Annotated in this window: 19 protein-coding genes; 12 read left to right on the plus strand and 7 right to left on the minus strand. The window is 71.8% G+C overall.

Annotated features, from left to right (window positions below; translation table 11 throughout):
- The first annotated feature begins 133 nt into the window (after positions 1-133).
- The 3 genes from D1J63_RS05615 (at position 134) to D1J63_RS05625 (ending at position 6,352) form a co-directional block, all read left to right on the plus strand.
- A complete protein-coding gene (locus tag D1J63_RS05615; protein WP_125627991.1) occupies positions 134-3,055 on the plus strand; it encodes a glycoside hydrolase family 48 protein in 2,922 nt (973 codons plus the stop codon).
- 250 nt (positions 3,056-3,305) lie between these two features.
- Positions 3,306-5,969 carry a cellulose binding domain-containing protein gene (locus tag D1J63_RS05620; RefSeq protein ID WP_125627992.1) on the plus strand — a complete coding sequence of 888 codons (2,664 nt, stop codon included), beginning with the start codon at positions 3,306-3,308 and terminating at the stop codon, positions 5,967-5,969.
- Between the two features lie 137 nt (positions 5,970-6,106).
- Positions 6,107-6,352, plus strand: a complete 246-nt coding sequence (locus tag D1J63_RS05625) for a hypothetical protein (protein ID WP_102931508.1) — start codon at positions 6,107-6,109, stop codon at positions 6,350-6,352.
- Positions 6,353-6,355: 3 nt separating this feature from the next.
- Here D1J63_RS05625 and D1J63_RS05630 read toward each other — a convergent pair whose 3' ends face one another.
- From D1J63_RS05630 to D1J63_RS05640, 3 genes are all read right to left on the minus strand, one after another.
- Complete coding sequence (locus D1J63_RS05630; protein WP_125627993.1) at positions 6,356-8,251, minus strand: rhamnogalacturonan lyase; 1,896 nt, start codon at positions 8,249-8,251, stop codon at positions 6,356-6,358.
- A 75-nt stretch (positions 8,252-8,326) separates the two neighbouring features.
- Positions 8,327-9,067: a class I SAM-dependent methyltransferase gene (locus D1J63_RS05635; protein WP_125627994.1), complete on the minus strand. Its 741-nt coding sequence runs from the start codon at positions 9,065-9,067 to the stop codon at positions 8,327-8,329.
- 4 nt (positions 9,068-9,071) lie between these two features.
- On the minus strand, positions 9,072-9,377 hold the full coding sequence (locus tag D1J63_RS05640) for a 4a-hydroxytetrahydrobiopterin dehydratase (protein ID WP_125627995.1): 306 nt from the start codon (positions 9,375-9,377) through the stop codon (positions 9,072-9,074).
- 102 nt (positions 9,378-9,479) lie between these two features.
- Between D1J63_RS05640 and D1J63_RS05645 the strand changes: the two genes are divergently transcribed.
- Positions 9,480-10,298 carry a helix-turn-helix transcriptional regulator gene (locus D1J63_RS05645; protein WP_125627996.1) on the plus strand — a complete coding sequence of 273 codons (819 nt, stop codon included), beginning with the start codon at positions 9,480-9,482 and terminating at the stop codon, positions 10,296-10,298.
- Here the strand turns inward: D1J63_RS05645 and D1J63_RS05650 are convergent.
- Positions 10,280-10,705, minus strand: a complete 426-nt coding sequence (locus tag D1J63_RS05650) for a hypothetical protein (RefSeq protein WP_125627997.1) — start codon at positions 10,703-10,705, stop codon at positions 10,280-10,282. The two genes, D1J63_RS05645 and D1J63_RS05650, sit on opposite strands and share 19 nt — an antisense overlap.
- Before the next feature lie 252 nt (positions 10,706-10,957).
- Here D1J63_RS05650 and D1J63_RS05655 point away from each other — a divergent pair, with 252 nt between their 5' ends.
- The 8 genes from D1J63_RS05655 (at position 10,958) to D1J63_RS05690 (ending at position 20,601) form a co-directional block, all read left to right on the plus strand.
- On the plus strand, positions 10,958-11,821 hold the full coding sequence (locus D1J63_RS05655; RefSeq protein ID WP_102932279.1) for a helix-turn-helix transcriptional regulator: 864 nt from the start codon (positions 10,958-10,960) through the stop codon (positions 11,819-11,821).
- A 50-nt stretch (positions 11,822-11,871) separates the two neighbouring features.
- Entirely contained in the window at positions 11,872-12,687 is an 816-nt protein-coding gene (locus D1J63_RS05660; protein WP_125627998.1) for an SAM-dependent methyltransferase, read from the plus strand.
- A gap of 104 nt (positions 12,688-12,791) precedes the next feature.
- Complete coding sequence (locus D1J63_RS05665) at positions 12,792-16,487, plus strand: nitrate reductase subunit alpha (RefSeq protein ID WP_125627999.1); 3,696 nt, start codon at positions 12,792-12,794, stop codon at positions 16,485-16,487.
- Positions 16,487-18,082, plus strand: coding sequence for a nitrate reductase subunit beta (gene narH / locus D1J63_RS05670; RefSeq protein WP_125628000.1), 1,596 nt, complete (start codon positions 16,487-16,489; stop codon positions 18,080-18,082). Before D1J63_RS05665 ends, narH begins: the two co-directional genes overlap by 1 nt.
- 4 nt (positions 18,083-18,086) lie before the next feature.
- Entirely contained in the window at positions 18,087-18,581 is a 495-nt protein-coding gene (gene narJ / locus D1J63_RS05675) for a nitrate reductase molybdenum cofactor assembly chaperone (RefSeq protein WP_102932275.1), read from the plus strand.
- Entirely contained in the window at positions 18,578-19,300 is a 723-nt protein-coding gene (gene narI, locus D1J63_RS05680) for a respiratory nitrate reductase subunit gamma (RefSeq protein ID WP_125628001.1), read from the plus strand. Before narJ ends, narI begins: the two co-directional genes overlap by 4 nt.
- Before the next feature lie 122 nt (positions 19,301-19,422).
- Positions 19,423-20,310, plus strand: coding sequence for a hypothetical protein (locus D1J63_RS05685; protein ID WP_125628002.1), 888 nt, complete (start codon positions 19,423-19,425; stop codon positions 20,308-20,310).
- A 48-nt stretch (positions 20,311-20,358) separates the two neighbouring features.
- Complete coding sequence (locus D1J63_RS05690) at positions 20,359-20,601, plus strand: hypothetical protein (protein WP_125628003.1); 243 nt, start codon at positions 20,359-20,361, stop codon at positions 20,599-20,601.
- Positions 20,602-20,675: 74 nt separating this feature from the next.
- On the opposite strand, the gene D1J63_RS05695 is transcribed toward D1J63_RS05690, so the two are convergent.
- The 3 genes from D1J63_RS05695 to D1J63_RS05705 all read right to left on the minus strand — a co-directional run bounded on the left by D1J63_RS05695 (position 20,676) and on the right by D1J63_RS05705 (position 24,054).
- On the minus strand, positions 20,676-21,101 hold the full coding sequence (locus tag D1J63_RS05695; protein ID WP_125628004.1) for an OsmC family protein: 426 nt from the start codon (positions 21,099-21,101) through the stop codon (positions 20,676-20,678).
- Between the two features lie 86 nt (positions 21,102-21,187).
- Positions 21,188-22,996 (minus strand): hypothetical protein, encoded by a 1,809-nt coding sequence (locus tag D1J63_RS05700; protein ID WP_125628005.1) that lies wholly within the window; start codon positions 22,994-22,996, stop codon positions 21,188-21,190.
- On the minus strand, positions 22,993-24,054 hold the full coding sequence (locus D1J63_RS05705) for a MoxR family ATPase (protein ID WP_125628006.1): 1,062 nt from the start codon (positions 24,052-24,054) through the stop codon (positions 22,993-22,995). Before D1J63_RS05705 ends, D1J63_RS05700 begins: the two co-directional genes overlap by 4 nt.
- Positions 24,055-24,096: the final 42 nt, after the last annotated feature.

A 24,096-nucleotide genomic window follows, 5' to 3' on the forward strand; every position in this document is an offset into this window, starting at 1 on the left:
CGTCGAATCTTTTCGACTGTTCACACATCTTGACCGCACCGGGCGCCCTCCCCACTATGGGAGCGCTCCCACTGGTTCAAGGCTTGTTGCTCCTCCCCCACCCCTCCCCGAGCCGCAAGGAGGAACCAGCACCATGCATCCCGGACACAGACACAGACGCCGCACCGCGCGGCGCTGGTGGACCGCCGCGCTGGCGGCCCTCGCACTCCCCCTCACCATGCTGGGCACGGGCTCGACTCCCGCCCAGGCTGCCGCGCTCCAGTGCAGCGTGGACTACGAGACCAACGACTGGGGCTCCGGCTTCACCGCCGAGCTGACGCTGACCAACCGGGGCTCCGACGCCATCGACGGCTGGACCCTGACGTACTCGTACGCGGGCGACCAGAAGCTCACCAACGGCTGGAACGGCACCTGGTCCCAGTCCGGGCGGAACGTCACCGTGAAGAACGCGTCGTACAACGCGCGGATCGCCGCCGGGGCCGCCGTCTCCACCGGCGGACAGTTCACGTACAGCGGCAGCAACGCCGCGCCGACGGACTTCGCGGTCAACGGCACCTCCTGCGTGGGCGCCCACCAGCCGCCGATCACGGTGCTGACCAGCCCGGAGGCGGGCGCGGTGTACTCGCAGGGCGAGGCGGTCCCGCTGGGCGCCACGTCGGCCGCGGCCGACGGCGCCACGATCAGCAAGGTGGAGTTCTACGACGACACCACCCTGCTGGGCACCGACACGACTTCGCCCTACACGTACTCGGCCTCCGGCTTGACCGTGGGCAGTCATTCCCTGGTGGCGAAGGCCTACGACAGCATGGGCGCCTCCGCGGACTCGACACCGGTCGGCATCACGGTCGCCTCGGGACCGACCGTGGTCGCCTCGCCGAGCCAACTGGGCGTCCAGCAGGGCGAGTCTGGATCGTACGAGGTCAAGCTGTCGGAGCAGCCGACCGCGAACGTGACCGTCACGACCTCCCGCGCGAGCGGCAACACGGGCCTGACGCTCACCGGCGGCGCGAGCCTCACCTTCACCCCGTCGAACTGGGACACCGCCCAGGAGGTGACCGTCTCGGCGGACGCCTCCGGCAGCGGCTCGGCGGTCTTCGAGTCGACGGCCCCCGGCCACGGCAAGGCCGCGGTCACCGTGACCCAGCTGGCGGCGGCGAAGGACTACGACGCCCGCTTCCTGGAGCTGTACGGCAAGATCACCGACCCGGCGAACGGCTACTTCTCGCCGGAGGGCATCCCGTACCACTCGGTCGAGACGCTGATCGTCGAGGCCCCGGACCACGGGCACGAGACCACGTCCGAGGCGTACAGCTATCTGCTGTGGCTCCAGGCCATGTACGGCAAGGTGACCGGCGACTGGGAGAAGTTCAACAACGCCTGGGAGATCATGGAGACGTACATGATCCCCACCCACGCCGACCAGCCGACCAACTCGTCCTACAACGCCTCGAAGCCGGCGACCTACGCGCCCGAGCTGGACACACCGAACGAGTACCCGGCGCCGCTGGACGGCACCGTGTCGGTGGGTTCGGACCCGATCGCCGGTGAGCTGAAGTCGGCGTACGGCACGGACGACGTCTACGGCATGCACTGGCTCCAGGACGTCGACAACACCTACGGCTACGGCAACTCGCCCGGCAAGTGCGAGGCGGGGCCCTCCGACACCGGCCCGTCCTACATCAACACCTTCCAGCGCGGGGTGCAGGAGTCGGTGTGGGAGACGGTGCCGCAGCCGACCTGCGACGCCTTCAAGTACGGCGGGAAGAACGGCTACCTGGACCTGTTCACCGGTGACTCCTCCTACGCGAAGCAGTGGAAGTTCACCAACGCCCCGGACGCCGACGCGCGCGCCGTGCAGGCCGCGTACTGGGCGGACATCTGGGCCGGTGAGCAGGGCCGGAGCGACGAGATCTCCGCGACCCTCGACAAGGCCGCGAAGATGGGCGACTACCTGCGCTACGCCATGTACGACAAGTACTTCAAGAAGATCGGCAACTGCGTGGGGCCGACGAGCTGCCCGGCCGGCTCCGGCAAGGACTCCTCGCACTACCTGCTGTCCTGGTACTACGCCTGGGGCGGCGCGGTGGACACCTCGGCCGGCTGGGCCTGGCGCATCGGCTCCAGCCACACCCACGGCGGCTACCAGAACCCGCTGGCGGCCTACGCGCTGAGCACCGACGCCGACCTGAAGCCGAAGTCGGCGACCGGCGTGGCCGACTGGGCCAAGTCCCTCGACCGGCAGCTGGAGTTCTACCGCTGGCTGCAGTCCGACGAGGGTGCCATCGCGGGCGGCGCGACCAACAGCTGGAAGGGCCGCTACGCGACCCCGCCGGCCGGGACGCCGACGTTCTACGGCATGTACTACGACGAGGCGCCGGTGTACCACGACCCGCCGTCCAACCAGTGGTTCGGCTTCCAGGCGTGGTCCATGGAGCGGGTCGCCGAGTACTACCAGCAGAGCGGCGACGCCGACGCCAAGGCGGTCCTGGACAAGTGGGTCGACTGGGCGCTGTCGGAGACGACGGTCAACCCGGACGGCACCTTCCGGATCCCGTCGACGCTGGAGTGGTCGGGGCAGCCCGACACCTGGAACGCCGCGTCCCCGGGTGACAACGGCGACCTGCACGTCACGGTCGCGGACTACACCAACGACGTCGGTGTGGCGGCGGCGTACGCCAAGACCCTGACGTACTACGCCGACCGCTCGGGCGACACCGAGGCGGCCTCGACCGCCAAGGCGCTGCTCGACGGCATGTGGGAGAACAACCAGGACGCGCTCGGCATCGCCGTCCCGGAGACCCGCGCCGACTACAACCGCTTCGACGACGGCGTCTACGTCCCGAGCGGCTGGAGCGGCACCATGCCGAACGGCGACACGATCGACGCCTCGTCGACCTTCGCCTCGATCCGCTCCTTCTACCAGGACGACCCTGCCTGGTCGAAGATCGAGAGCTACCTCCAGGGCGGTGCCGCGCCCACGTTCACGTACCACCGGTTCTGGGCCCAGGCGGACATAGCCCTCGCCATGGGTTCGTACGCGGAGCTACTGGAATAGCCCCCGCGAAGCGCTCCGCGGGTTGGGCGGTTCGATTTCGGCTGCGGGCCGTGTGTGGCTGGTCGCGCAGTTCCCCGCGCCCCTGACGGGGCGCTGTGGGCACCGTCGCTTTCCCGGTAGCGCTTGACGGCTCCGTGTGCACGGTCTTGTCACCGGACGACGAGACCACCTGACCGGGCGGCCCCGACCACGCCGGGGCCGCCCGGTCCTCGCATGTGTTCTGTTCCTGACGGAAGGACGGTTCCCCACCGTGCGAAGAACCCGGACACTCACCGTGCTGCTGGCCCTCGCGGCCGGTCTGCTGGCGGGCAGCCCGCCCACGGCACTGGCCGCCGAGCCGGCGCCGCGGGCGGCCAGCGCCGCCGACAGCTACACCTGGCAGAACGCCCGCATCGACGGCGGCGGCTTCGTCCCCGGCATCGTCTTCAACCGGGCCGAGAAGGACCTGGCCTACGCCCGCACCGACATCGGCGGCGCCTACCGCTGGCAGGAGTCCTCCCACACCTGGACGCCGCTGCTCGACCACGTCGGCTGGGACGACTGGGGTCACACGGGCGTGGTCAGTGTCGCCTCCGACTCCGTGGACCCGGACCGGGTGTACGCGGCGGTCGGCACGTACACCAACGACTGGGACCCGACGAACGGCGCGGTGCTGCGCTCCGGGGACCGGGGCGCGACCTGGCAGAAGACGGACCTGCCGTTCAAGCTGGGCGGCAACATGCCCGGCCGCGGGATGGGCGAGCGCCTGGCCGTCGACCCGCACGACAACGACGTGCTGTACCTGGGCGCCCCCAGCGGCCACGGCCTGTGGCGGTCCACCGACGCGGGCGTCACCTGGTCCGAGGTGACGGCGTTCCCGAACCCCGGGAACTACGCGCAGGACCCGGGCGACACGTCCGGCTACGCCTCCGACAACCAGGGCATCACCTGGGTCACCTTCGACGAGTCGACGGGCAGCGCGGGTACGGCCACCAAGACGGTGTACGTCGGGGTGGCCGACAAGGAGAACGCGGTCTACCGCTCGACCGACGCGGGCGCGACGTGGGAGCGGCTCGCCGGTCAGCCCACGGGCCACCTGGCGCACAAGGGCGTGCTGGACGCGGAGAACGGCTACCTGTACCTCGCGTACAGCGACACGGGCGGTCCGTACGACGGTGGCAAGGGCCGGCTGTACCGGTACGCGACGGCGACCGGCACCTGGACGGACATCAGCCCGGTCGCGGAGGCGGACACCTACTTCGGCTTCAGCGGCCTGACCCTCGACCGGCAGCACCCGGGCACGGTGATGGCGACGGCGTACAGCTCCTGGTGGCCGGACACGCAGATCTTCCGCTCGACGGACAGCGGCGGCACGTGGACGCAGGCCTGGAGCTACACCTCGTACCCGGACCGCGAGAACCGCTACACGATGGACGTGTCCTCGTCCCCGTGGCTCACCTGGGGTGCGAACCCGGCGCCGCCCGAGCAGACGCCGAAGCTGGGCTGGATGACGGAGGCGCTGGAGATCGACCCGTTCGACTCGGACCGGATGATGTACGGCACGGGAGCGACGATCTACGGCACGGAGAACCTCACGAACTGGGACTCCGGCAGCAAGTTCGCCATCGAACCGATGGTGCGCGGCCTGGAGGAGACCGCGGTCAACGACCTGGTCTCGCCGCCGTCCGGTGCGCCGCTCCTCAGCGCGCTGGGTGACGTCGGCGGCTTCCGGCACACCAGCCTGACCGAGGTCCCGTCGATGATGTACACCTCGCCGAACTTCACCACCACGACGAGCATCGACTTCGCGGAGGAGAACCCGGACGTCGTCGTCCGGTCGGGCAACCTCGACGCGGGGCCCCACATCGCGTTCTCCACGGACAACGGCGCCAACTGGTTCGGGGGCACCGACCCGTCGGGTGTCAGCGGCGGCGGCACGGTCGCGGCGGGCGCGGACGGCAGCCGCTTCGTGTGGAGTCCGGAGGGCACGGGGGTCCAGTACACGACGGGCTTCGGCACCGCGTGGCAGGCGTCGGCCGGCATCCCGGCGGGCGCGATCGTCGAGTCCGACCGGGTGGACCCCGAGACCTTCTACGGCTTCAAGTCCGGGAAGTTCTACGTCAGTACGGACGGCGGCGCGACCTTCACCGCCTCGACGGCGACCGGTCTGCCCGCCGGCGACAGCGTCCGCTTCAAGGCGCTGCCGGGCGGGGAGGGCGACGTCTGGCTGGCCGGCGGTGCGGCGGACGGTCCGTACGGTCTGTGGCACTCGACGGACGGCGGCGAGACCTTCGCCAAGCTGCCCGGTGTCGACGCGGCGGACACCGTCGGCTTCGGCAAGGCGGCCCCGGACGCCTCCTACCAGACCCTGTTCACCAGCGCGGAGATCGGCGGCGTGCGCGGCATCTTCCGCTCCACGGACGAGGGCGCGACCTGGACCCGCGTCAACGACGACGCCCACCAGTGGGGCTGGACCGGCGCCGCCATCACCGGCGACCCGCGGGTCTACGGCCGGGTGTACGTGGCGACCAACGGCCGGGGTGTCGTCTACGGCGACACGGCAGGAGGAGACGGCGGCACCGATCCGGGGCCGGGCCCCGACCCGACGCCCACCGGAGCCTGCGAGGTGGAGTACACGGTCACCAACCAGTGGTCGGGCGGCTTCCAGGCGGACGTCCGGCTCACCAACACCGGCACGTCGGCCTGGAACGGCTGGTCCCTCGACTGGACGTTCCCCGGCGACCAGAGGGTGACCCAGATGTGGAACGCCGAACACACCCGGACCGGCACGACGGTGACGGCGAAGAACGTCGCCTGGAACGCCGGCGTGGCGCCCGGCGCCTCGGTGAGCTTCGGATTCACGGGGAGCTGGTCGGGAACCAACGCGGAACCGTCCTCGTTCGCGCTGGGCGACCGGGTCTGCGGACGGACATGAACGTCCGGGAGGGCGCGTCCGGTGGCGCGCCCTCCCGGCGCCGTGACCAGTGCGCCCGTTTCGCGCCCTTGTGGCCCTGCTGCGCTTCTTCGACCGTTGTGTCAGTGGGAGTGGTCGGCGAGGACAGGGGGCGTCGTATGGCGCGAAGGTGGGAGGGTCCGGCAGGGCGGCTGCTGCTCGGGCTGGCGGTGCTGCTGGACCGGACGGTCACGGGCAAGGCCGCGAAGAGGCGGCTCCAGCACTGCCGGGACGCCGCTCTGCGGGCCGCGTACCGGCGGGGCGTACCGGTGGAGGTGCTCGCCTCCCGGACGCGGCTGACGCAGAGGTGGGTCAGGACGGTGGTCACCGGCGGGAAGCCCCCGCCGGTGGACGAGGCCGCGTGAGGGTCAGGGCGTGAAGACCGACGGGCGCGGAGCCGTCGGCATGCCGGCGCCGATGAAGAAGCTCGGGTGCGGGGGCTGGTTGTAGGCCGTGTTCTGCCAGGCCAGGGCGGTGCGGTATTGGGTGTCGTGGAGGAGGGTCGTGATGCGGGTGTCCGTGTCGTAGGGGGTGGAGTAGATGCGCAGCGCCGTGTTGTTCGACGTGCGCCAGACGACCTCCTCGCGCCAGTCGCCGAGGATGTCTCCGGCGAGGACCGGGGTGGCCTTGGTGCCGTTGTTCGACGCGACGCCGGAGCCGGTGAGCAGGCGGGTGTCGCCGGACGTGCCGTACTTGTCGATGCGGGTGCCGTCGAGGAGTTCGCGGACGGTGTCGCCGTCCCACCAGGACAGGAAGTTGGTGCTGGAGGGCTTGCGGCCGTTCACCACCGTGCCCTTGGGGTTGCGGATGCCGCTCTCGGCGGACGACCAGGACTCGGCGCCCGCGCTGCCCGCCCAGATGTCGCCGGAGACACCGCGCCCGTTGTCGCCGCTCGCGCCGGTGGACCAGAGGATCTGGCCCGTGCGGGCGTCGGCCATCCAGGAGGAGGGCTTCGAGCCGTCCTCGTCGACCTTGAACTCCTCCAGCCCCGCCCGGGACGGGTCGAGGTCGCCGACGTGCATGGCGTCGCCGTGGCCGTTCCTCGTGGTCCACAGGGCGTAGCCGTTGTCGTCGACGGCCATCGCGCCGTAGACGATCTCGTCCCTGCCGTCGCCGTCGACGTCCGCGACGGAGAGCTGGTGGTTGCCCTGGCCGTCGTAGCCCTTGCCGCTGTTGGTGGAGGAGTTGGTGTCGAAGGTCCAGCGGCGGGTGAACCGGCCGTCGCGCCAGTCCCAGGCCGCGATCACCGTGCGCGTGTAATAGCCGCGCGCCATGATCACGGAGGGGCGGGAGCCGTCCAGGTACGCCGTGCCGGCCAGGAAGCGGTCGACGCGGTTGCCGTAGGAGTCGCCCCAGGAGGAGACCGAGCCGCGGGCGGGGACGTAGTCGACGGTGCCCATGGCCCCGCCGGTCCGGCCGTTGAACATGGTGAGGTATTCGGGGCCCGACAGGACGTAGCCGCCGGAGTTGCGGTGGTCGGCGGACGAGCTGCCGATGACCGCGCCGGTGCCGTCCCTGGTGCCGTCCGCTGTCTTCATGGCGACCTCTGCCTGGCCGTCGCCGTCGTAGTCGTACACCTGGAACTGGGTGTAGTGGGCGCCGGAGCGGATGTTGCGGCCCAGGTCGACGCGCCACAGGCGGGTGCCGTCGAGGCTTATGCCGTCGACGATCGTGTTGCCGGTGTAGCCGGACTGGGAGTTGTCCTTGGCGTTGGTCGGCTGCCACTTGAGGACGATGTCGAGGGCGCCGTCGCCGTCGAGGTCGCCGACGGAGGCGTCGTTGGCCTCGTAGGTGTAGGAGACGCCGTCGGGGGTGGTGCCGCCGGAGGGCGGGCTGATCGGTACGTCCTTGTAGCCGGCGCGGAACTGGATGGCGTGGACGGAGTCGCCCTGCTCGGTGCCGTTCACGACCGCGCGGACGGTGTAGTCGGCGTGGGAAGGGGCGCCGGAGTGGAAGTAGGTGGTGGAGCCGGTGACGGGACTGGAGTTGACCTTCGTGCCGGCCCGGTAGACGTTGAACGCGACGTTGTCCGGGTCGGTGCCCAGCCAGCGCCAGCTGACCAGGTTGCCGTCGCCGGTGTGGACGCTGACGACGCCCCGGTCCAGGGCCTCCACCTGGCGCGCGGTGGCCGCCTCGGCGGTGTCGGGGGCCAGGGTGGTCAGGCCGGCGCCGAGGAGCCCGGCGGCGGTGAGGGCCGCGGCCAGGGCGAGACGGGGTCTGCGGTGCGGGTGGGGGGCGTGGGGGCGGGTGTGGGGGTGCCTCACGGGACGAACCTCCTGGAGGGCGGATGGATTCCGTCTCCCAGTCGCCGCCCGGGGCCGCCGGGTTGCCGCCCTCGCCTACGGCTTTCGGAACGCCGCGAGTGTGAAGACCGGGTCGGGCCGGGGCCGGTCCTGGTCCGGCAGGGCGGCCAGCCGCGCGGCGAACTCCTCCGCGAGCGGCTCGCCCGGCGGCAGCGTGACGAACCAGCCGCGCCGCAGGTCCGCCACCGTCCGGCGAGGGCTGCGGCCCTGGCCGTGGCCGGTGAAGCGGGCCCTGCCCACGGGGATCAGGCCGTACTCGCGGGCGTACTCCTCGACCAGGTGGGCGGCGTCGTGCGCGGTGCTGGGCGGGCGGGCGGCGAGCACGGCGTCGATGTCGCTGCCCACGTTGTGCGAGGCGCCCTTGTCCACCGTGGTCACGTACACACCGCCGGGCCGCAGCACGCGGGCGCACTCCCCGACGATCGCCCGCGCGTTGAGGGCGCCGCCCGCGAGGTGCAGCAGCCAGACGCTGGTGACGGCGTCGAACTCCCCGCCCGCGAACGGCAGTCGGCGGCTGTCGGCCAGCGCGACGGCCCCGGGCAGCCGGGCGTCGGCACGGCGGACCATGGCAGGGACGAGGTCGACGCCGGACACTCGGAGGCCGTCGTGTCCGGCCGCGATCCGCCGGGTGACGATGCCGGTGCCGCAGCCCACGTCGAGCAGACGGCGGGCCTGCCGCGGCACCAGGCTCAGTACGGCCCGCGCGGCCGCCGCGGCCCGGGGCTCGCCGCCGCGGGACTCGTCGTACCGCTCCGCTTCCTTGTCGTAGTCGAGCACACCGTCAGTGTGCCCCGTGACCGGCGGCCAGGTCCTCCACCCTGCGGGCGAGCTCGATGTCCTTCTCGGTGATGGCGCCACCGGCACTGTGGGTGCGCACGGCGAGGGCGACTGTGTTGTAGCCGAGGGTCAGGTCGGAGTGGTGGTCCAGCTCCTCCTGCACCTGCGCGACGTGGACGACCATCGCGGTCGCCGCGAAGTGGGAGCCGAGCCGGTAGGAACGGGTGAGGCGGCCGGCGTCGAGCGACCAGCCGGGCAGCCCGGCCAGGCGCTCCTCGACCTCCTGCGACGACAGCGGTTCGACGGGCATGTGCTGCGCTCCTTCGCTGGTGCTGCTCGACGGGCGGATCGGCTCCAGCGTGCCACAGCGCGGCCGCTCCGGCGCGGCCCGGCGTCGACTACCGTGCTGGGCATGACCGCACTCATGTCCGGTACCGCCCCCGCCACCGACCGGGGCGTGGGCCCCCTGCTGCGGGCCTGGCGGGAGCGGCGCCGGGTCAGCCAGCTGGAGCTGGCGCTGCGCGCCGACTCCTCCGCCCGCCACATCAGCTTCGTCGAGACCGGCCGCTCCCGGCCGAGCGAGGAGATGGTGCTGCGCCTGGCCGAACACCTGGACGTCCCCGTGCGCGAGCGCAACGCGCTGCTGCTCGCGGCCGGTTACGCCCCGCGCTACCCGGAGACCCCGCTGGACGACCCCGCGCTCGGCGCCCTGCGCGAGGGCATGGAACGGCTGATCCGGGGCTACGAGCCGTATCCGGCGCTGGTCGTCGACGGGACGTACCGGGTGCTGGCGGCCAACCGGGGGATCACGATGCTGATGGAGGGCGTCGCGGAGCACCTGCTCGCACCGCCGCTGAACGCCATCCGGCTGACGCTGCACCCGGAGGGACTGGCGCCGCGCATCCGCAACCTGCGCGAGTGGCGCGGCCACCTGCTGGAGCAGATGGGACGGCAGATCGCCCTGCACCGCTCGCAGCCGCTGCGGGAGCTGTACGACGAGGTGGCGGCGTACCCGGTGCCGGAGACCGCGCCGGGCGGCGAGCCGGAGGAACCGGTGCCGTACTTCGCGCTGCCGATGCAGATCGAGCACCGGGGACACGTCCTGTCGTTCATCTCGTCCATCTCCACCTTCAACACCCCGATGGACGTGACGGTCGCCGAGCTGGCCATCGAGACGCTGCTCCCGGCCGACCCGGCGACGGTCAAGTACCTTCACACGCTGCTTCCCTGACCCTGTCTCAGGGCCGCGTACTGGAGCAGCGCGAACCCGGCCACGACGACGGCCTGGAGCACCGTCCACACCGCTCCGGCCGTGGTGGGCGTGAGCCAGAGCGCGAGCGCGACGAGGCTGACGGCCGTCCAGGCCAGGTTGGCCTCGACGACGGCCCGGACCGCGAGCGCGGGCGGCCGGAGACGGGCGGCCAGCAGGCCCACGCACCCGGCGTACACCGCGAAGAAGGCGCCGAGGGCGAGAAGCAGCCCGGAGTCGGCGCCGAACCAGCGGCCGAGCGGGCCGGAGAGCGCGAGGTAGGCGAGCGCGTTGGCGCCGGTCACCGCCGCGTCGAGGGCGAGGAAGCGGCGGAGCATCAGCCGCGGCTCGGCCGTACGGGCGAGTGCGGCAAGCTGGTGTGTGGACATGACGAGTCGGCCTCCGTCGGGTCGGACATGCTGGGGAGCGGGCCGGGCCCCGGACCGGAGTGCGCCGGACCGGAACCCGGTGGCTCCACGATCCCGCCCCGGGCGGGCGGGGTCGATTACCCGCCGGGTAATGCCCCCGGTACCGGCCGGCCGGTCCGCCCGGTCCGGGAAAGATCCACGAACACCCCTGTGAGACTGACAGAGGAACATGACAGACTGCGATGAGACTTGGGCGCGTTGGGGAGGCGTGGCGTGAGCGAGCGGCGGGCCGCACCCACCGTGGGCCAGGTGGTCCTCGGCAGACGGCTGCAGGAACTGCGGGAGACGGCGGGCCTCAAGCGCGAGGAGGCCGCCAAGGTGCTCCGCGTGGCCCCGGCGACGGTGCGGCGCATGGAAATGGCCGAGGTCGCGCTGAAAATACCGTACGTCCAGATACTGCTGACGGCGTACGGAGTCGGCGCCGACGAGGTCGCGGCGTTCGTCGCGCTCGCCGAGGAGGCGAACCAGCCGGGCTGGTGGCAGCGTTACCACGACGTGCTGCCGGACTGGTTCAGCCTGTACGTGAGCCTGGAGGGTGCCGCACGGATCGTCCGTTCGTACGAGCCGCACTTCGTCCCGGGCCTGCTGCAGACCGAGGACTACGCGCGCTCGGTCCTGGAGGCCGGGACGATCGGCAACGCGGGCGGGGACGCGGTGGAGCGGCACGTGTCCCTGCGCATGGAGCGGCAGCGCCTCCTCGAGCGCCCGGACCCGCCCCACCTGTGGGTGGTGATGGACGAGACGGTGCTGAGGCGCCCGGTGAGCATCCACGGCCGGGTGATGCGCGAGCAGCTCGACAAGCTGCTGGAGTTCGCCACCCGGGACCGCGTGACGCTCCAGGTAGCCGAGTTCGAGGACGGGCCGCACCCCGGCACGTACGCCCCCTTCACGCTGTTCCGGTTCGCGGAGCCGGAGCTGCCCGACATGGTCTTCACCGAGTACCTGACGGGCGCCCTGTACCTGGACTCGCGCGCCGAGGTCTCGGCGCACCTGGAGGTCCTGGACCACATGACGGCGCGCGCCGCCTCGACCCAGCGCACCGAGAAGATCCTGCGCGCCTACCGCGAGAACTTCTGACCGGCGACGACCCGCACGCAGCGAACGCAGCCCCGAGGAGACGACACCGCATGACCGGATCCGAGCCCGTGCCCGCGCCCCTCGACACCAGCCGGCCGCACCCGGCCCGGGTCTACGACTGGTGGCTGGGCGGCAAGGACAACTACCCGGTGGACGAGGAACTGGCGCGGAAGATCCTCGCGGCGGACAGCACGGCGGTGCGCGGGGCGCGCGCGAACCGCCGGTTCATGCACCGGGCGGTGCGTACCCTCGCCGAGGCCGGGATCCGCCAGTTCCTGGACATAGGCACCGGCATCCCCACCGAGCCGAACCTGCACCAGGTGGCCCAGGCGGTGGCCCCGGAGGCACGGATCGTCTACGCCGACAACGACCCGATCGTCCTCCGGCACGCCGAGGCGCTGCTGCACGGCTCGGCGCAGGGCGCCACCGACTACGTCCACGCGGACGTCCGGGACCCGGAGACGATCCTGCGGCTGGCGGGCGAGTCCCTGGACTTCGACCGGCCCCTCGCCCTGTCCCTGGTGGCCCTGACCCACTACCTCGGCGACGCGGCCGACGGCGACGACGTGTACGGCCTGCTCAAGAGGTACACCGACATGCTCGCACCGGGCAGCTTCCTGGTCCTCTCCCAGGTCACGCCCGACCTGAACCCGGAGGCGGTGGGCAAGGCCGCGGAGCTGTTCGCCCGGGGCGGCACGCCGTTCCACCCGCGCTCCCTCCCCGACTTCGCGCGCTTCTTCGACGGCCTGGAGCTGCTGGGCCCCGGCATCATCCCGGTCACCGGCTGGCGGCCGGACCCGGAGGACGTGGCGGCCCAGACCGAGGGCATCGTGCCGGTGTACGCGGGGGTGGCCCGCAAGCCCTGACCCGGACGTCCAGGGCCCCGTGCTGACCCGTACGGGCGCCGCGAACGGGTGCGCTCCCGCGCCCGCCCCTAGGTTCGGGAACCAGGGCGAGCAAGGGAGCGCACGTGACCGAGACGCGGACACCGCCCACCGAGCCGGGCGCGGCGCTGCTGCGCGCGGGACGGTTCTTCCGGCCGGGCACCGCCGCACCCGACCTGCACAGCATCGGGCTGGTCGGCGGGCGGGAGTCGGACGCCTTCTACCGGGACCGCTGGAGCCACGACAAGGTCGTGACGTCGACGCACGGCGTGAACTGCACGGGTTCGTGCCGGTGGAACGTGTTCGTCAAGGACGGCATCATCACCTGGGAGACCCAGGCCACGGACTATCCGTCGGTGGGCCCGGACCGCCCCGAGTACGAGCCGCGCGGCTGCCCCCGGGGAGCGGCGTTCTCCTGGTACACGTACTCGCCGACCCGGGTGCGCTACCCGTACGTGCGCGGGGTGCTCCTGGAGATGTACCGGGAGGCGAAGGCGCGGCTGACGGACCCGGTGCTGGCCTGGGCCTACATCCAGGGCGACCCGGAGCGCCGCGGGCGCTACCAGCGGGCGCGCGGCAAGGGCGGCCTGGTCCGGGCGAGCTGGGACGAGGCGGTCGAGATGATCGCCGCCGCGCACGTGCACACGATCCGCACCCACGGTCCCGACCGCATCGCGGGGTTCTCGCCGATCCCCGCGATGTCGATGGTGTCGCACGCGGCGGGCGCCCGCTTCCACTCGCTGATCGGCGCGCCGATGCTGTCGTTCTACGACTGGTACGCCGACCTGCCCGTGGCGTCCCCGCAGGTCTTCGGCGACCAGACGGACGTGCCGGAGTCCGGCGACTGGTGGGACGCGGCGTACCTGATCATGTGGGGCACGAACGTGCCGGTGACCCGCACGCCGGACGCGCACTGGATGGCGGAGGCCCGCTACCGGGGCCAGAAGGTGGTCGTGGTTTCGCCCGACTACGCCGACAACACCAAGTTCGCCGACCAGTGGCTGCACCCGCATCCCGGGACGGACGCGGCGCTGGCGATGGCGATGGGGCACGTGGTGCTCAAGGAGTTCTTCGTCGACCGGACGACCCCGTTCTTCGACGACTACGTGCGCCGCTTCACCGACCTGCCGTTCCTGGTGACGCTGACCGAACGGGACGGGGCGTTCGTCCCGGACAAGTTCCTGCGCGCCGCCGACCTGGGGCAGGGCGGTGACGACGCCCGCTGGAAGACGGTGGTCCTGGACGAGGCGACGGGCCGCGCGGTGGTCCCGAACGGCTCGCTGGGCTTCCGCTGGAACGAGGCCGACCGGGGGAAATGGAACCTGGACCTGGGCGACATACGGCCCCGGCTGAGCCTGCACGGCCACGAGATGGCGTCCGGCGTGGAGGTACTCCTCCCCCGCTTCGACACCGAGGGCGGCACACACGGGCAGGGGCGCGGGGACGTGCTGCGCCGGGGCGTCCCGGCCACGCGGCTCGGCGGGGCGACCGGGCCGCTGGTGACCACGGTGTTCGACCTGATGCTGGCCCAGTACGGCGTGGCGCGGCCGGACGTGCCGGGCGAGTGGCCGGCGTCGTACGAGGACGCCGAGACGCCCGCGACCCCCGCCTGGCAGGAGACGCACACCTCGGTCCCGGCGGCGGCCTGTGTGCGCATCGCCCGGGAGTTCGCGCGGACGGCGGAGCGGTCCAAGGGCCGCTGCATGATCCTGATGGGCGCGGGCACCAACCACTGGTTCCACTCCGAGACGATCTACCGGGGCTTTTTGGCCCTGCTCCAGCTGACCGGCTGCCAGGGCCGCAACGGCGGCGGCTGGGCGCACTACGTGGGCCAGGAGAAGTGCCGTCCGGTGACCGGCTGGGCGTCGCTGGCCGCCGCCTCCGACTGGTCGCGCCCGCCGCGCCAGGCGATCGGCACCGGGTACTGGTACCTGCACACCGACCAGTGGCGCTACGACCGCTTCCGCGCCGACGTCCTCGCCTCCCCGCTGGGCGAGGGGCGGCTGGCCGGGATGGCTGGGGCGGACTGCCTCGCCCTGTCGGCGCGCACCGGCTGGATGCCCTCGTACCCGACCTTCGACCGCAACCCGCTGGAGCTGGGCGAGACCTTCGGCGATCCGGTGGCCAACGCGGTGGCCGAACTGCAGGCGGGGACGCTGAGGTTCGCGGGCGAGGACCCGGACGCGCCGGAGAACTGGCCGCGGATCGTGACCCTGTGGCGGGCCAACCTGCTCGGCTCCTCCGGCAAGGGCGCCGAGTACTTCACCAAGCACCTGCTGGGCACCCAGTCCTCGCTGCGCGCCGAGCAGGCGGCGCCCGGCGAGCGGCCCCGTGACGTGGTCTGGCACGAGGAGGCACCGGAGGGGAAGCTCGACCTGCTGCTGTCGCTGGACTTCCGGCACACCTCGTCCACGCTGCTGTCGGACGTGGTGCTGCCCGCCGCGACCTGGTACGAGAAGCACGACCTGTCCAGCACGGACATGCACCCCTACGTGCACGCCTTCTCCCCGGCGGTGAACCCGCCCTGGCAGGCGCGCACCGACTTCGACACCTTCAAGCTCCTCGCCGAGAAGCTGAGCGAGCTGGCCGAGGACCACCTCGGGGTCCGCAAGGACCTGGTGGCGGCCCCGCTCCAGCACGACACCCCTGGCGAGATCGCCCAGCCGGGCGGTGTCGTACGGGACTGGCGGCGTGGGGAGTGCGAGCCGGAGCCGGGCAAGACCATGCCGAACCTCGTCGTCATGGAGCGCGACTACACGGCGATCGGGGCGAAGTTCGCGGCGCTGGGCCCGCTGGTGGAGGTCAAGGGGCTGCCCGCCAAGGGCATCACCCTGCGGCCGGACGAGGAGGTGGCGCGGCTGCGGGACCTGAACGGCACGGTGCGCGGCGGCCCGGCCGACGGACGTCCGGCGCTGGACACGGCGGTGAAGGCGGCCAACACCATCCTCTCCCTGTCCGGCACCACCAACGGCCGTCTGGCCACCCAGGGTTTCCACACCCTGGAGGCGAGGACCGGGCAGGAGATGGCCCACCTGGCCGCCGAGCACGAGGGCAAGCGGATCACCTACGCCGACACCCAGGCGGCGCCCGTGCCGGTGATCACCTCGCCGGAGTGGTCGGGCAGCGAGGCCGGCGGGCGGCGCTACACGGCGTTCACGCTCAACACCGAGCACCTCAAGCCCTGGCACACCCTCACCGGGCGCCAGCACTTCTTCGTCGACCACGACTGGATGCACGAGTTGGGCGAGGCGCTGCCCGTGTACCGGCCGCCGCTGGACATGCACCGGCTGTTCGGCGAACCGCGGCTCGGCCCCGACGGGCACCGCGAGGTGACGGTCCGGTACCTCACCCCGCACAACAAGTGGTCCATCCACTCCGAGTACCAGGACAACCTGTTCATGCTGGCGCTGTCCCGCGGCGGTCAGACCATCTGGATGTCCGCCGAGGACGCGGCCGCCATCGGGGTCGCCGACGACGACTGGATCGAGGCGGTCAACCGCAACGGCGTCGTCGTGGCCCGCGCGATCGTCTCGCACCGCATGCCACCGGGCACGGTCTACATGCACCACGCCCAGGAACGCACGGTCAACGTCCCGCTCACGGAGACGACCGGGAAACGCGGCGGCGTCCACAACTCGCTCACCCGCCTCCTCCTCAAACCGACCCATCTCATCGGCGGCTACGCCCAGTTGTCCTGGGCGTTCAACTACCTGGGCCCGACGGGCAACCAGCGCGACGAGGTGACCGTGATCCGGCGCCGCTCCCAGGAGGTCGAGTACTGATGCGCCCGATGGCCCAGGTCGCGATGGTCATGAACCTCGACAAGTGCATCGGCTGCCACACCTGTTCGGTCACCTGCAAACAGGCGTGGACCAACCGGCGGGGCATGGAGTACGTCTGGTTCAACAACGTCGAGACCCGCCCCGGACAGGGCTACCCGCGCCGCTACGAGGACCAGGAGAAGTGGCGGGGCGGCTGGGAGCTGAACCGGCGCGGCGCGTTGAAGCTGAAGGCGGGCGGCCGGTTCAGGAAACTCGCCGGGATCTTCTCCAACCCGAGGCTCCCGGAGATCAAGGACTACTACGAGCCCTGGACGTACGACTACAAGAACCTCACCGACGCCCCGCTCGGCACCGACTACCCGGTCGCCCGGCCCGTCTCGCAGCTCGACGGCAAGCCGATGAAGATCGGCTGGTCCTCGAACTGGGACGACAGCCTGGGCGGCGCCCCCGCCTACGGCGACCTGGACCCGATGGTGGAGCGCACCCGCCAACAGGCTTCCGAGAAGGTGCGGTTCGCCTACGAAGAGACGTTCATGTTCTACCTGCCGCGCATCTGCGAGCACTGCCTGAACCCGTCGTGCGTGGCGTCGTGCCCGTCCGGGGCGATGTACAAGCGCTCGGAGGACGGCATCGTCCTGGTCGACCAGGACCGCTGCCGGGGCTGGCGGATGTGCGTGACCGGCTGCCCGTACAAGAAGGTGTACTTCAACCACCGCACCGGCAAGGCGGAGAAGTGCACCTTCTGCTATCCGCGCATCGAGGTCGGTCAGCCCACCGTCTGCTCCGAGACCTGCGTGGGCCGCCTCAGGTACCTGGGCGTGGTCCTGTACGACGCCGACAAGGTGACCGAGGCCGCCGAGACCCCGAACGAACGCGACCTTTACGAAGCGCAGTTGGGTGTCTTCCTGGACCCGGAGGACCCGGAGGTGCGGCGGGCCGCCGAGGAGGCCGGGATCCCGTTCGACTGGATCGAGGCGGCCCGCCGCTCCCCCGTGCACGCGCTGGTCGGCAAGTACAAGGTGGCGCTGCCCCTGCACCCGGAGTACCGCACGATGCCGATGGTCTGGTACATCCCGCCGCTGTCGCCGGTAGTCGACGCGCTGACGGAGACGGGGCACGACGGCGAGGACGCGGACAACCTGTTCGGCGCGATCGACACGCTGCGCATCCCGCTGGAGTACCTGGCCGAGCTGTTCACGGCCGGTGACACCGGACCGGTGCGGGCCTCGCTGGAGAAGCTGGCCGCGATGCGCGCCCACATGCGGTCGGTCAACCTCGGGGAGGAACCCGATCCGGCCGTGTGCGAGGGCGTCGGCATGCGAGCGGCGGAGATCGAGGAGATGTACCGGCTGCTGGCGCTCGCCAAGTACGAGGAGCGGTACGTGATCCCGACGGCGGCCGTCGGGGACGCGCACCGGCTGGAGGCGTCCGCGCTGCCGGACACGTGCAGCCTGGACACCGACGGCGGGCCCGGCATGGGCGGCGACGGGCCCTTCGGCCAGGACTCGGGGCGCAAGCGGCTGCCGCTGGTACCGGTGGAGAACTTCCACATCCTGCGCAGGCGGCAGACCGCCGACGACGAGAGGGAGGTCTGATCCGATGCCCGGCTTCGAGGTGCTGTACCAGGCGGCGGCGCTCTGTCTGACGTATCCCGACGACGACTTCCGCGCCCGGCTTCCCCTGCTGCGGGAGGCCGCACCGCAACTGCGCGGTTTCACCGACCACGCGGCGGCGACGGAGCAGGGCGCACTCCAGGCGCACTACGTCGAGGTCTTCGACTTCAAGAACCGGCACAGCCTGTACCTGAGCTGGTGGACCGACGGCGACACCCGCAACCGTGGGATGTCCCTGGTCCGCTTCAAGGAGCTGTACCGCGCGCACGGCCTGGAGTTCACCGGGGAGGAACTGCCGGACTTCCTGCCGGCGGTCCTGGAGTTCGTCTCCCGCACCGGGGACATGACCATGCTCACCGAGCACCGCGACGCCCTCGACGAGCTGCGCTCCCGGCTCACCGCCTTCGGCACGCCCTACGCGTGCGTCCTGGACGCCGTGTGCGCCACCCTGCCGCCCGCACCCACCGGAGCCCGCCGATGAACGTCTTCCTGTGGGGCGTCCTGCCCTACGCCGCCTTCGCGCTGCTGATCGCGGGCCTGGTCTGGCGGCACCGCTACGACCGGTTCGGCTGGACGACGCGCTCCTCGCAGGTCTACGAGTCCAAACTGCTCAACATCGCCTCACCGGTCTTCCACTACGGCATCCTCTTCGTGCTGGCCGGCCATCTGATCGGTCTGTTCATTCCGGCGTCCTGGACACGGGCCATCGGCATCGACGAGCACGCGTACCACCTGTTCTCCCTGTACGGCGGCACCTTCGCCGGGGTCCTCGCGGTCGCCGGGATCGGCATCCTGATCTACCGGCGCCGCACCAACGCGCCGGTCTTCCGCGCCACCACGGCCAACGACAAGCTCATGTACGTCTTCCTGCTCGGCGCCCTGCTCCTGGGCATGATCGCCAAACTCTCCGACACCTCCGGCAACGGCTACGACTACCGGAGCACCATCGCCCCCTGGTCGCGCAGCCTGTTCACCCTGAATCCGAAGACGGAGCTGATGGAGGGCGTGCCGGTGCTGTACCACGTGCACGCGGTGGTCGGGATGGTGCTGATCGCCCTGGTGCCCTACACGCGTCTGGTGCACATGTTCAGCGCGCCCCTGCAGTACCTGACCCGCCCGTACGTGGTCTACCGGTCGCGCGACCCCAGGCAGCTGGGGCCGCGCCCGGACCGGCGGGGCTGGGAACGCGCGGGCTCCTGACCCGCCCGGCCGGCCGAATCCGGGGCCGGAAAAAGTGGCGGACGCCGCAACAGCCTGCCCGGGCCACCGCATTGAGAAGGAGTACGGACGTACGGCACGAGAACACAGCGGGAGAGCCCACCATGAGTGGAATACGCCTACGAACGAGAACCGCCGTCGCGGTCCTGGCCCTGGCCGCGGTCACCGTACCGGCCGCCACGGCGCACGCCGGTGCCCGGTGGTCCGCCGCGGACCTGACGGACGTGGGCCACGCGGCGCTGACCGGCGTCACCCGGGTCGACGGCGACACCACCTGGGCCTACGGGGTCAAGGCCCGCCAGGAGGGCAAGGTCCAGCCCAGGACGCCGCTGCTGCTGGCCCGCGACGACGACGAGAGGTCCTGGCGGGAGATCCCGATGCCGGCGTTCGCCGACCGCGCCAACCAGATCAGCTCGATCGACGCCGTGTCCCAGGAGGACGCCTGGGCGGTCGGTCTGTACGAGGAGTCGCGCGGGGCCTTCCTCACCCAGCACTGGGACGGCACCGAGTGGCGGGTGGTCGACGCGCCGGCGCCGGAGGGGATCCGGCTCGCCGGTGCGGGACTGCTGGACGTGTCGGCACGGACTGCCGACGACGTGTGGGCGGTCGGCTGGCTCATCGTCGTCGACAGCGAGGTGCCCAACCCCAACAAGCCCGGGGGGACGATCCAGGAGACGCACGCGGAGGCGATGCTCCAGCACTGGGACGGCGAGGCGTGGCACCTCGTGCCCGTACCGGACGCCACCTCGCTGTGGACGTACTCCGTCACCGCCCTCGCCGACGACGACGTGTGGGTCTCCGGCTACACCATGGACGACCGGCCCGCGATGCTGCACTACGACGGCTCTTCCTGGTCCCGCGTACCGGTCCCCTACGACGGGGTCAACGGCGAACTGACGGACCTGGAGGCCCGCGGGCCGAACGACGTCTGGGCGGCGGGCCGGAAGCTGGTCGACGACGAGGACCCGGGGCACGCGCTGCTCGCGCACTGAGACGGCCGCTCCTGGAAGCAGGTGCCGACGCCCGCCGACGCCGGTCGCGTGAACGACCTGACCCTCGCACCCGCCGGTGTGGCGGTCGCCGGGGAACAGCCGGACGGCACCCCGTACGTGATGCGGCTGCGCCACGGCCGGTGGTCCCGGCCGTCCGTGCCGCCGGGCGGTACGGACGGCGGCCGGTACCTGACCTCGGTGGCCTGGACCCCGCGGGGCGTCACCGCCGTCGGCTACGAGGAGGGGGCGACGGGCCTTCCCAGCCCGATGCTGCTGACCGGCGGGCGCTGAGTCCCGGCCGCGCCGGACCGCCCGCGCCCTCCGGCACGGGACGTGCACGTGCTGGAGGGCGCGGGGCGACGGGGTCAGGCCAGCTTGGCCGACAGGGTGATGGTCGTGCCGGTCAGGGCCTGGCTGACCGGGCAGTTCTTCTTGGCGTCCTCGGCGGCGGCGACGAACGCGTCGTTGTCGAGGCCGGGGACGGTGCCCTCCACGGTGAGGTGGATGCCCGTGATGCCCTCACCGGGCTGGAAGGTGACGTCGGCGGAGGTGGTGAGCTTGGTGGGCGGGGTGCCGGCGCCGGCCAGGCCGTTCGACAGCGCCATGGAGAAGCAGCTGGAGTGGGCGGCGGCGATCAGCTCCTCGGGGCTGGTCCTGCCGTTCGCCTGCTCGGCGCGCGACGGCCACGACACCGGCTGCTCGCCGATGCCGGACGAGTCGAAGGTGACGACACCCTTGCCCTCGAACAGGTTGCCTTCCCAGACGGTGTGTGCGGAGCGCGTGGTTGCCACGGCGGTTCCTCTCGAATTCTCTTGCTGTAGCTGGGCGGTGGGAGCCCGGCGGCCGGGTTCCCACCCCCATCCGATCACACTCCGGCTCAGCTCACCCGGAAGACCGGCCCTCGGGCGGTGAACGGCAGCCGCGCGCCCTGCGGAATCAGGTAGGCGTGCTCGCGCCGCACCCGCAGCGCGTCGCACCAGCCGTCGGTGATGACGAGGACCGGCGCGGTGGGCGGGAAGTCGTCGGCGCGCAGCAGCAGATCCACGCCTGGCTGCAGGACGGTGCCGCCGCGGCCGTGCACCCGCACCCTCCCGGCGATGTCCGTGACGGGCAGGTATCCGGCGTCGTGGGGCGCGGCGTCGCAGAACACGACCCGGGCGGCGGGCACGTCGCGGGCCCCGGCGTAGGAGGCGATGGCACCGAGCGCCTTGCCCAGCAGGGTGCGGTCCATGGAGCCGGAGGTGTCCAGGACGACGCCGAAGGTGCAGCGGGCGATCTCCTCCGGGGGGAAGTACCGTCCGGCGCGCGGGATGTCGGGGGTGGCGGCCTGACGCCGGGAAGGGCGGGCGTACGACCGGACCGGCTCGGGGCGGGGCACGTACTCGTCGAACCAGCGGGCGAGTCGGGCGTCCCAGGGCAGCGGCGGATGGCTGAGGGCGCGGATCTCCTCGACCAGGCCGCCGGGCAGGAAGCCGCGCCCCTGCTGCTGGTGCAGGTCGAAGCCCTGGGCCAGGCCCCGGCGGTAGAAGCCGTCGAGGTCGACGTGGTCGCGGGGAGAGCCGGGCTCTCCGCCGAGGATGTCGCCGACACCCTTGCCGCGCAGGGTGGACAGGCGGCGCATGCGGCGCAGGTCGTCGGCGATGCGGTCGTAGACCTCCTCGGCGGAGAGCCCGGCCAGCTCCGGGTCGTGCAGCAGGCCTTCGGGCATGGTGCCGACCTGCATCTCGACGAGCCAGCCGTTGATGACGTAGTCGCAGGCGACGTTGAAGAGGTAGGGGTCGCGGGTGCCGCAGCGGTCGCCGTGGCGCAGGGCGGCGTGCAGCATCTCGTGGGCCAGGACGAAACGCCATTCCTCGTCGTCGTACTGGCGCAGGGGGTTGACGTAGATCTCCCCCGCCTCGGCGTTGACGGCCGCGACGGAGATGCCGTGGGTGCGGGCGAGTTCGGCGTCGGCGACGAGGGTGATGCCCGCCGCGATGCCGCCGAGCAGCGGGTAGGAGGAGACGAACCAGCTCAGGGCCCGCTGCCAGGGCTGAAGCCGGGTGGGGCCGCCGAGCATGGCGTCGCGGCGGCCGCCCGCGAGGTCGAGGGCGGTGGACATGGTGCGGGTCAGGGCGTGGGCGAAGGCCAGTTGCCAGTCGGGGACCTGGAGGTTCCAGCCGTCCCAGGTGACGAGCAGTTGGTCGGGGTCGCCGCCCGCGGTGCCGCAGTGCTCGTAGGCGGCGGGGATGCCGCCCTCGCGGCGCCAGGCTGCGGCGATGCGCTCCTCGTCGCCGTCGGGGTACGTCGGCGGCAGGTGGTCCGGGGTGCGGCCGACCGGGAAGGTCTGCAGGAAGCGGTTGACGACGGTGCAGCGGGCGGCGAGGTCGTAGCGGTCGGGCTGGACGCGCTCGCCGTTGGCGGCGGGCACGTGACCGAAGCCGAGGTGGATCAGGGCGTGGGCGATGGCCCATGCCCAGTCGGCGGGTTCGGCGTGGCGGGTGGGGTTCAGGTGGACCCGGCCGTTGGAGCTGACGCGGGCGAGTCCGTGGCGGGGCGCGACCTCGCACTCCTCTTCCCGGCAGAGCTTGACCTCCATGGCCGCGAGCGCCGGGTTGGCCCACACCAGCTGCACGCCCTTGGCGCAGTCCTCGGCGGCCGGGTCCTTCTTCTTCTGCTGCTGCTTCTGCCTGCGGGTGCGGCTCACCGGCGGGCCTCCACCAGCCGGGGCATGTCGCGGGCGGCCTCGACGAGGAACCAGGCGGGCAGCAGCGGGTTGCCGTCGGCGTCGGAGGCGATGACGCTCTGGGCGACCTCGACGGAGATCTCGGCGAGCTGCACGAGCAGCGACTTGGCGCGGTAGGCGGTCTGGCGGCCGTTGGCCGACATGTGCTCCTTGCTCGCGGGCAGTTCCTTGACCAGGCGGCCCCGGAAGGACTCGGCGAGGTAGTAGAGCAGGTCGCGGTCCTCGAGGCGGTGGGGCCAGCGGGCCTCGCCCCTCAGGATCGCCTCGATGCCGAAGCGGCTGCGGACGATCTTGACGTAGCCGCAGAAGGCGGTCGCGTGGGCCGGGGTCAGGGTGCCGTGCGCGAGGACCTTCAGGGTCTCCTCGTCGAGGTCCCGGCCGAAGGAGTGCAGGGCGTCGGAGAGCATGTGCCAGGAGCGCGGGGTGGAGAACGGCTCCTCGGTCTTGGGCGGCTTGGACCACAGGTGGTCGGGGCGGTCGGTGAGGTGGTCGGTGATCCACGGGTGGATGCCGTTCTCGCCGGCCCACACCAGCCAGTCCTTGGCGGAGGCGTCCAGGTGGACGTGGGTGAGCCGGTTGACCAGCGCGGAGGCGATGGGGCGGGCCAGCGCGTTGTCGGTGGCGCGGTTGCCGGCGCCGATGACGATGGAGCCCTTGGGGAGTTCGTAGTTCCCGATGCGGCGGTCGAGGATCAGCGAGTAGAACGCCTTCTGCACGTCCGGGGTGGCCGCGTTCAGCTCGTCCAGGAAGAGGCAGTACGGCTCGTCGCGGGCGATGGCCTCGGGCGGACAGAACACCGACCGGCCGTCCCGGATCTGCGGGACGCCGATCAGGTCCTCCGGCGCGAGCTGGGTGCCGAGCAGGCTCACGCACTCCAGGCCCAGCGAGTCGGCGAAGTTCCTCACCAGGGAGGACTTGCCGATGCCGGGTGCGCCCCACAGGAAGACCGGCCGCACGGTGGCGAGGCCGAGCAGCAGTTCCGGGAGGCGGGCGGGAGTGACGGTGACGGCTGCCTGCACGCAGGGGCTCCTGGCGGGAGAGGGGGTCGGGAGGTGACCGGC

This window comes from Streptomyces sp. KPB2, assembly GCF_003950055.1.
In the GTDB taxonomy this organism is placed as follows: domain Bacteria; phylum Actinomycetota; class Actinomycetes; order Streptomycetales; family Streptomycetaceae; genus Streptomyces; species Streptomyces salinarius.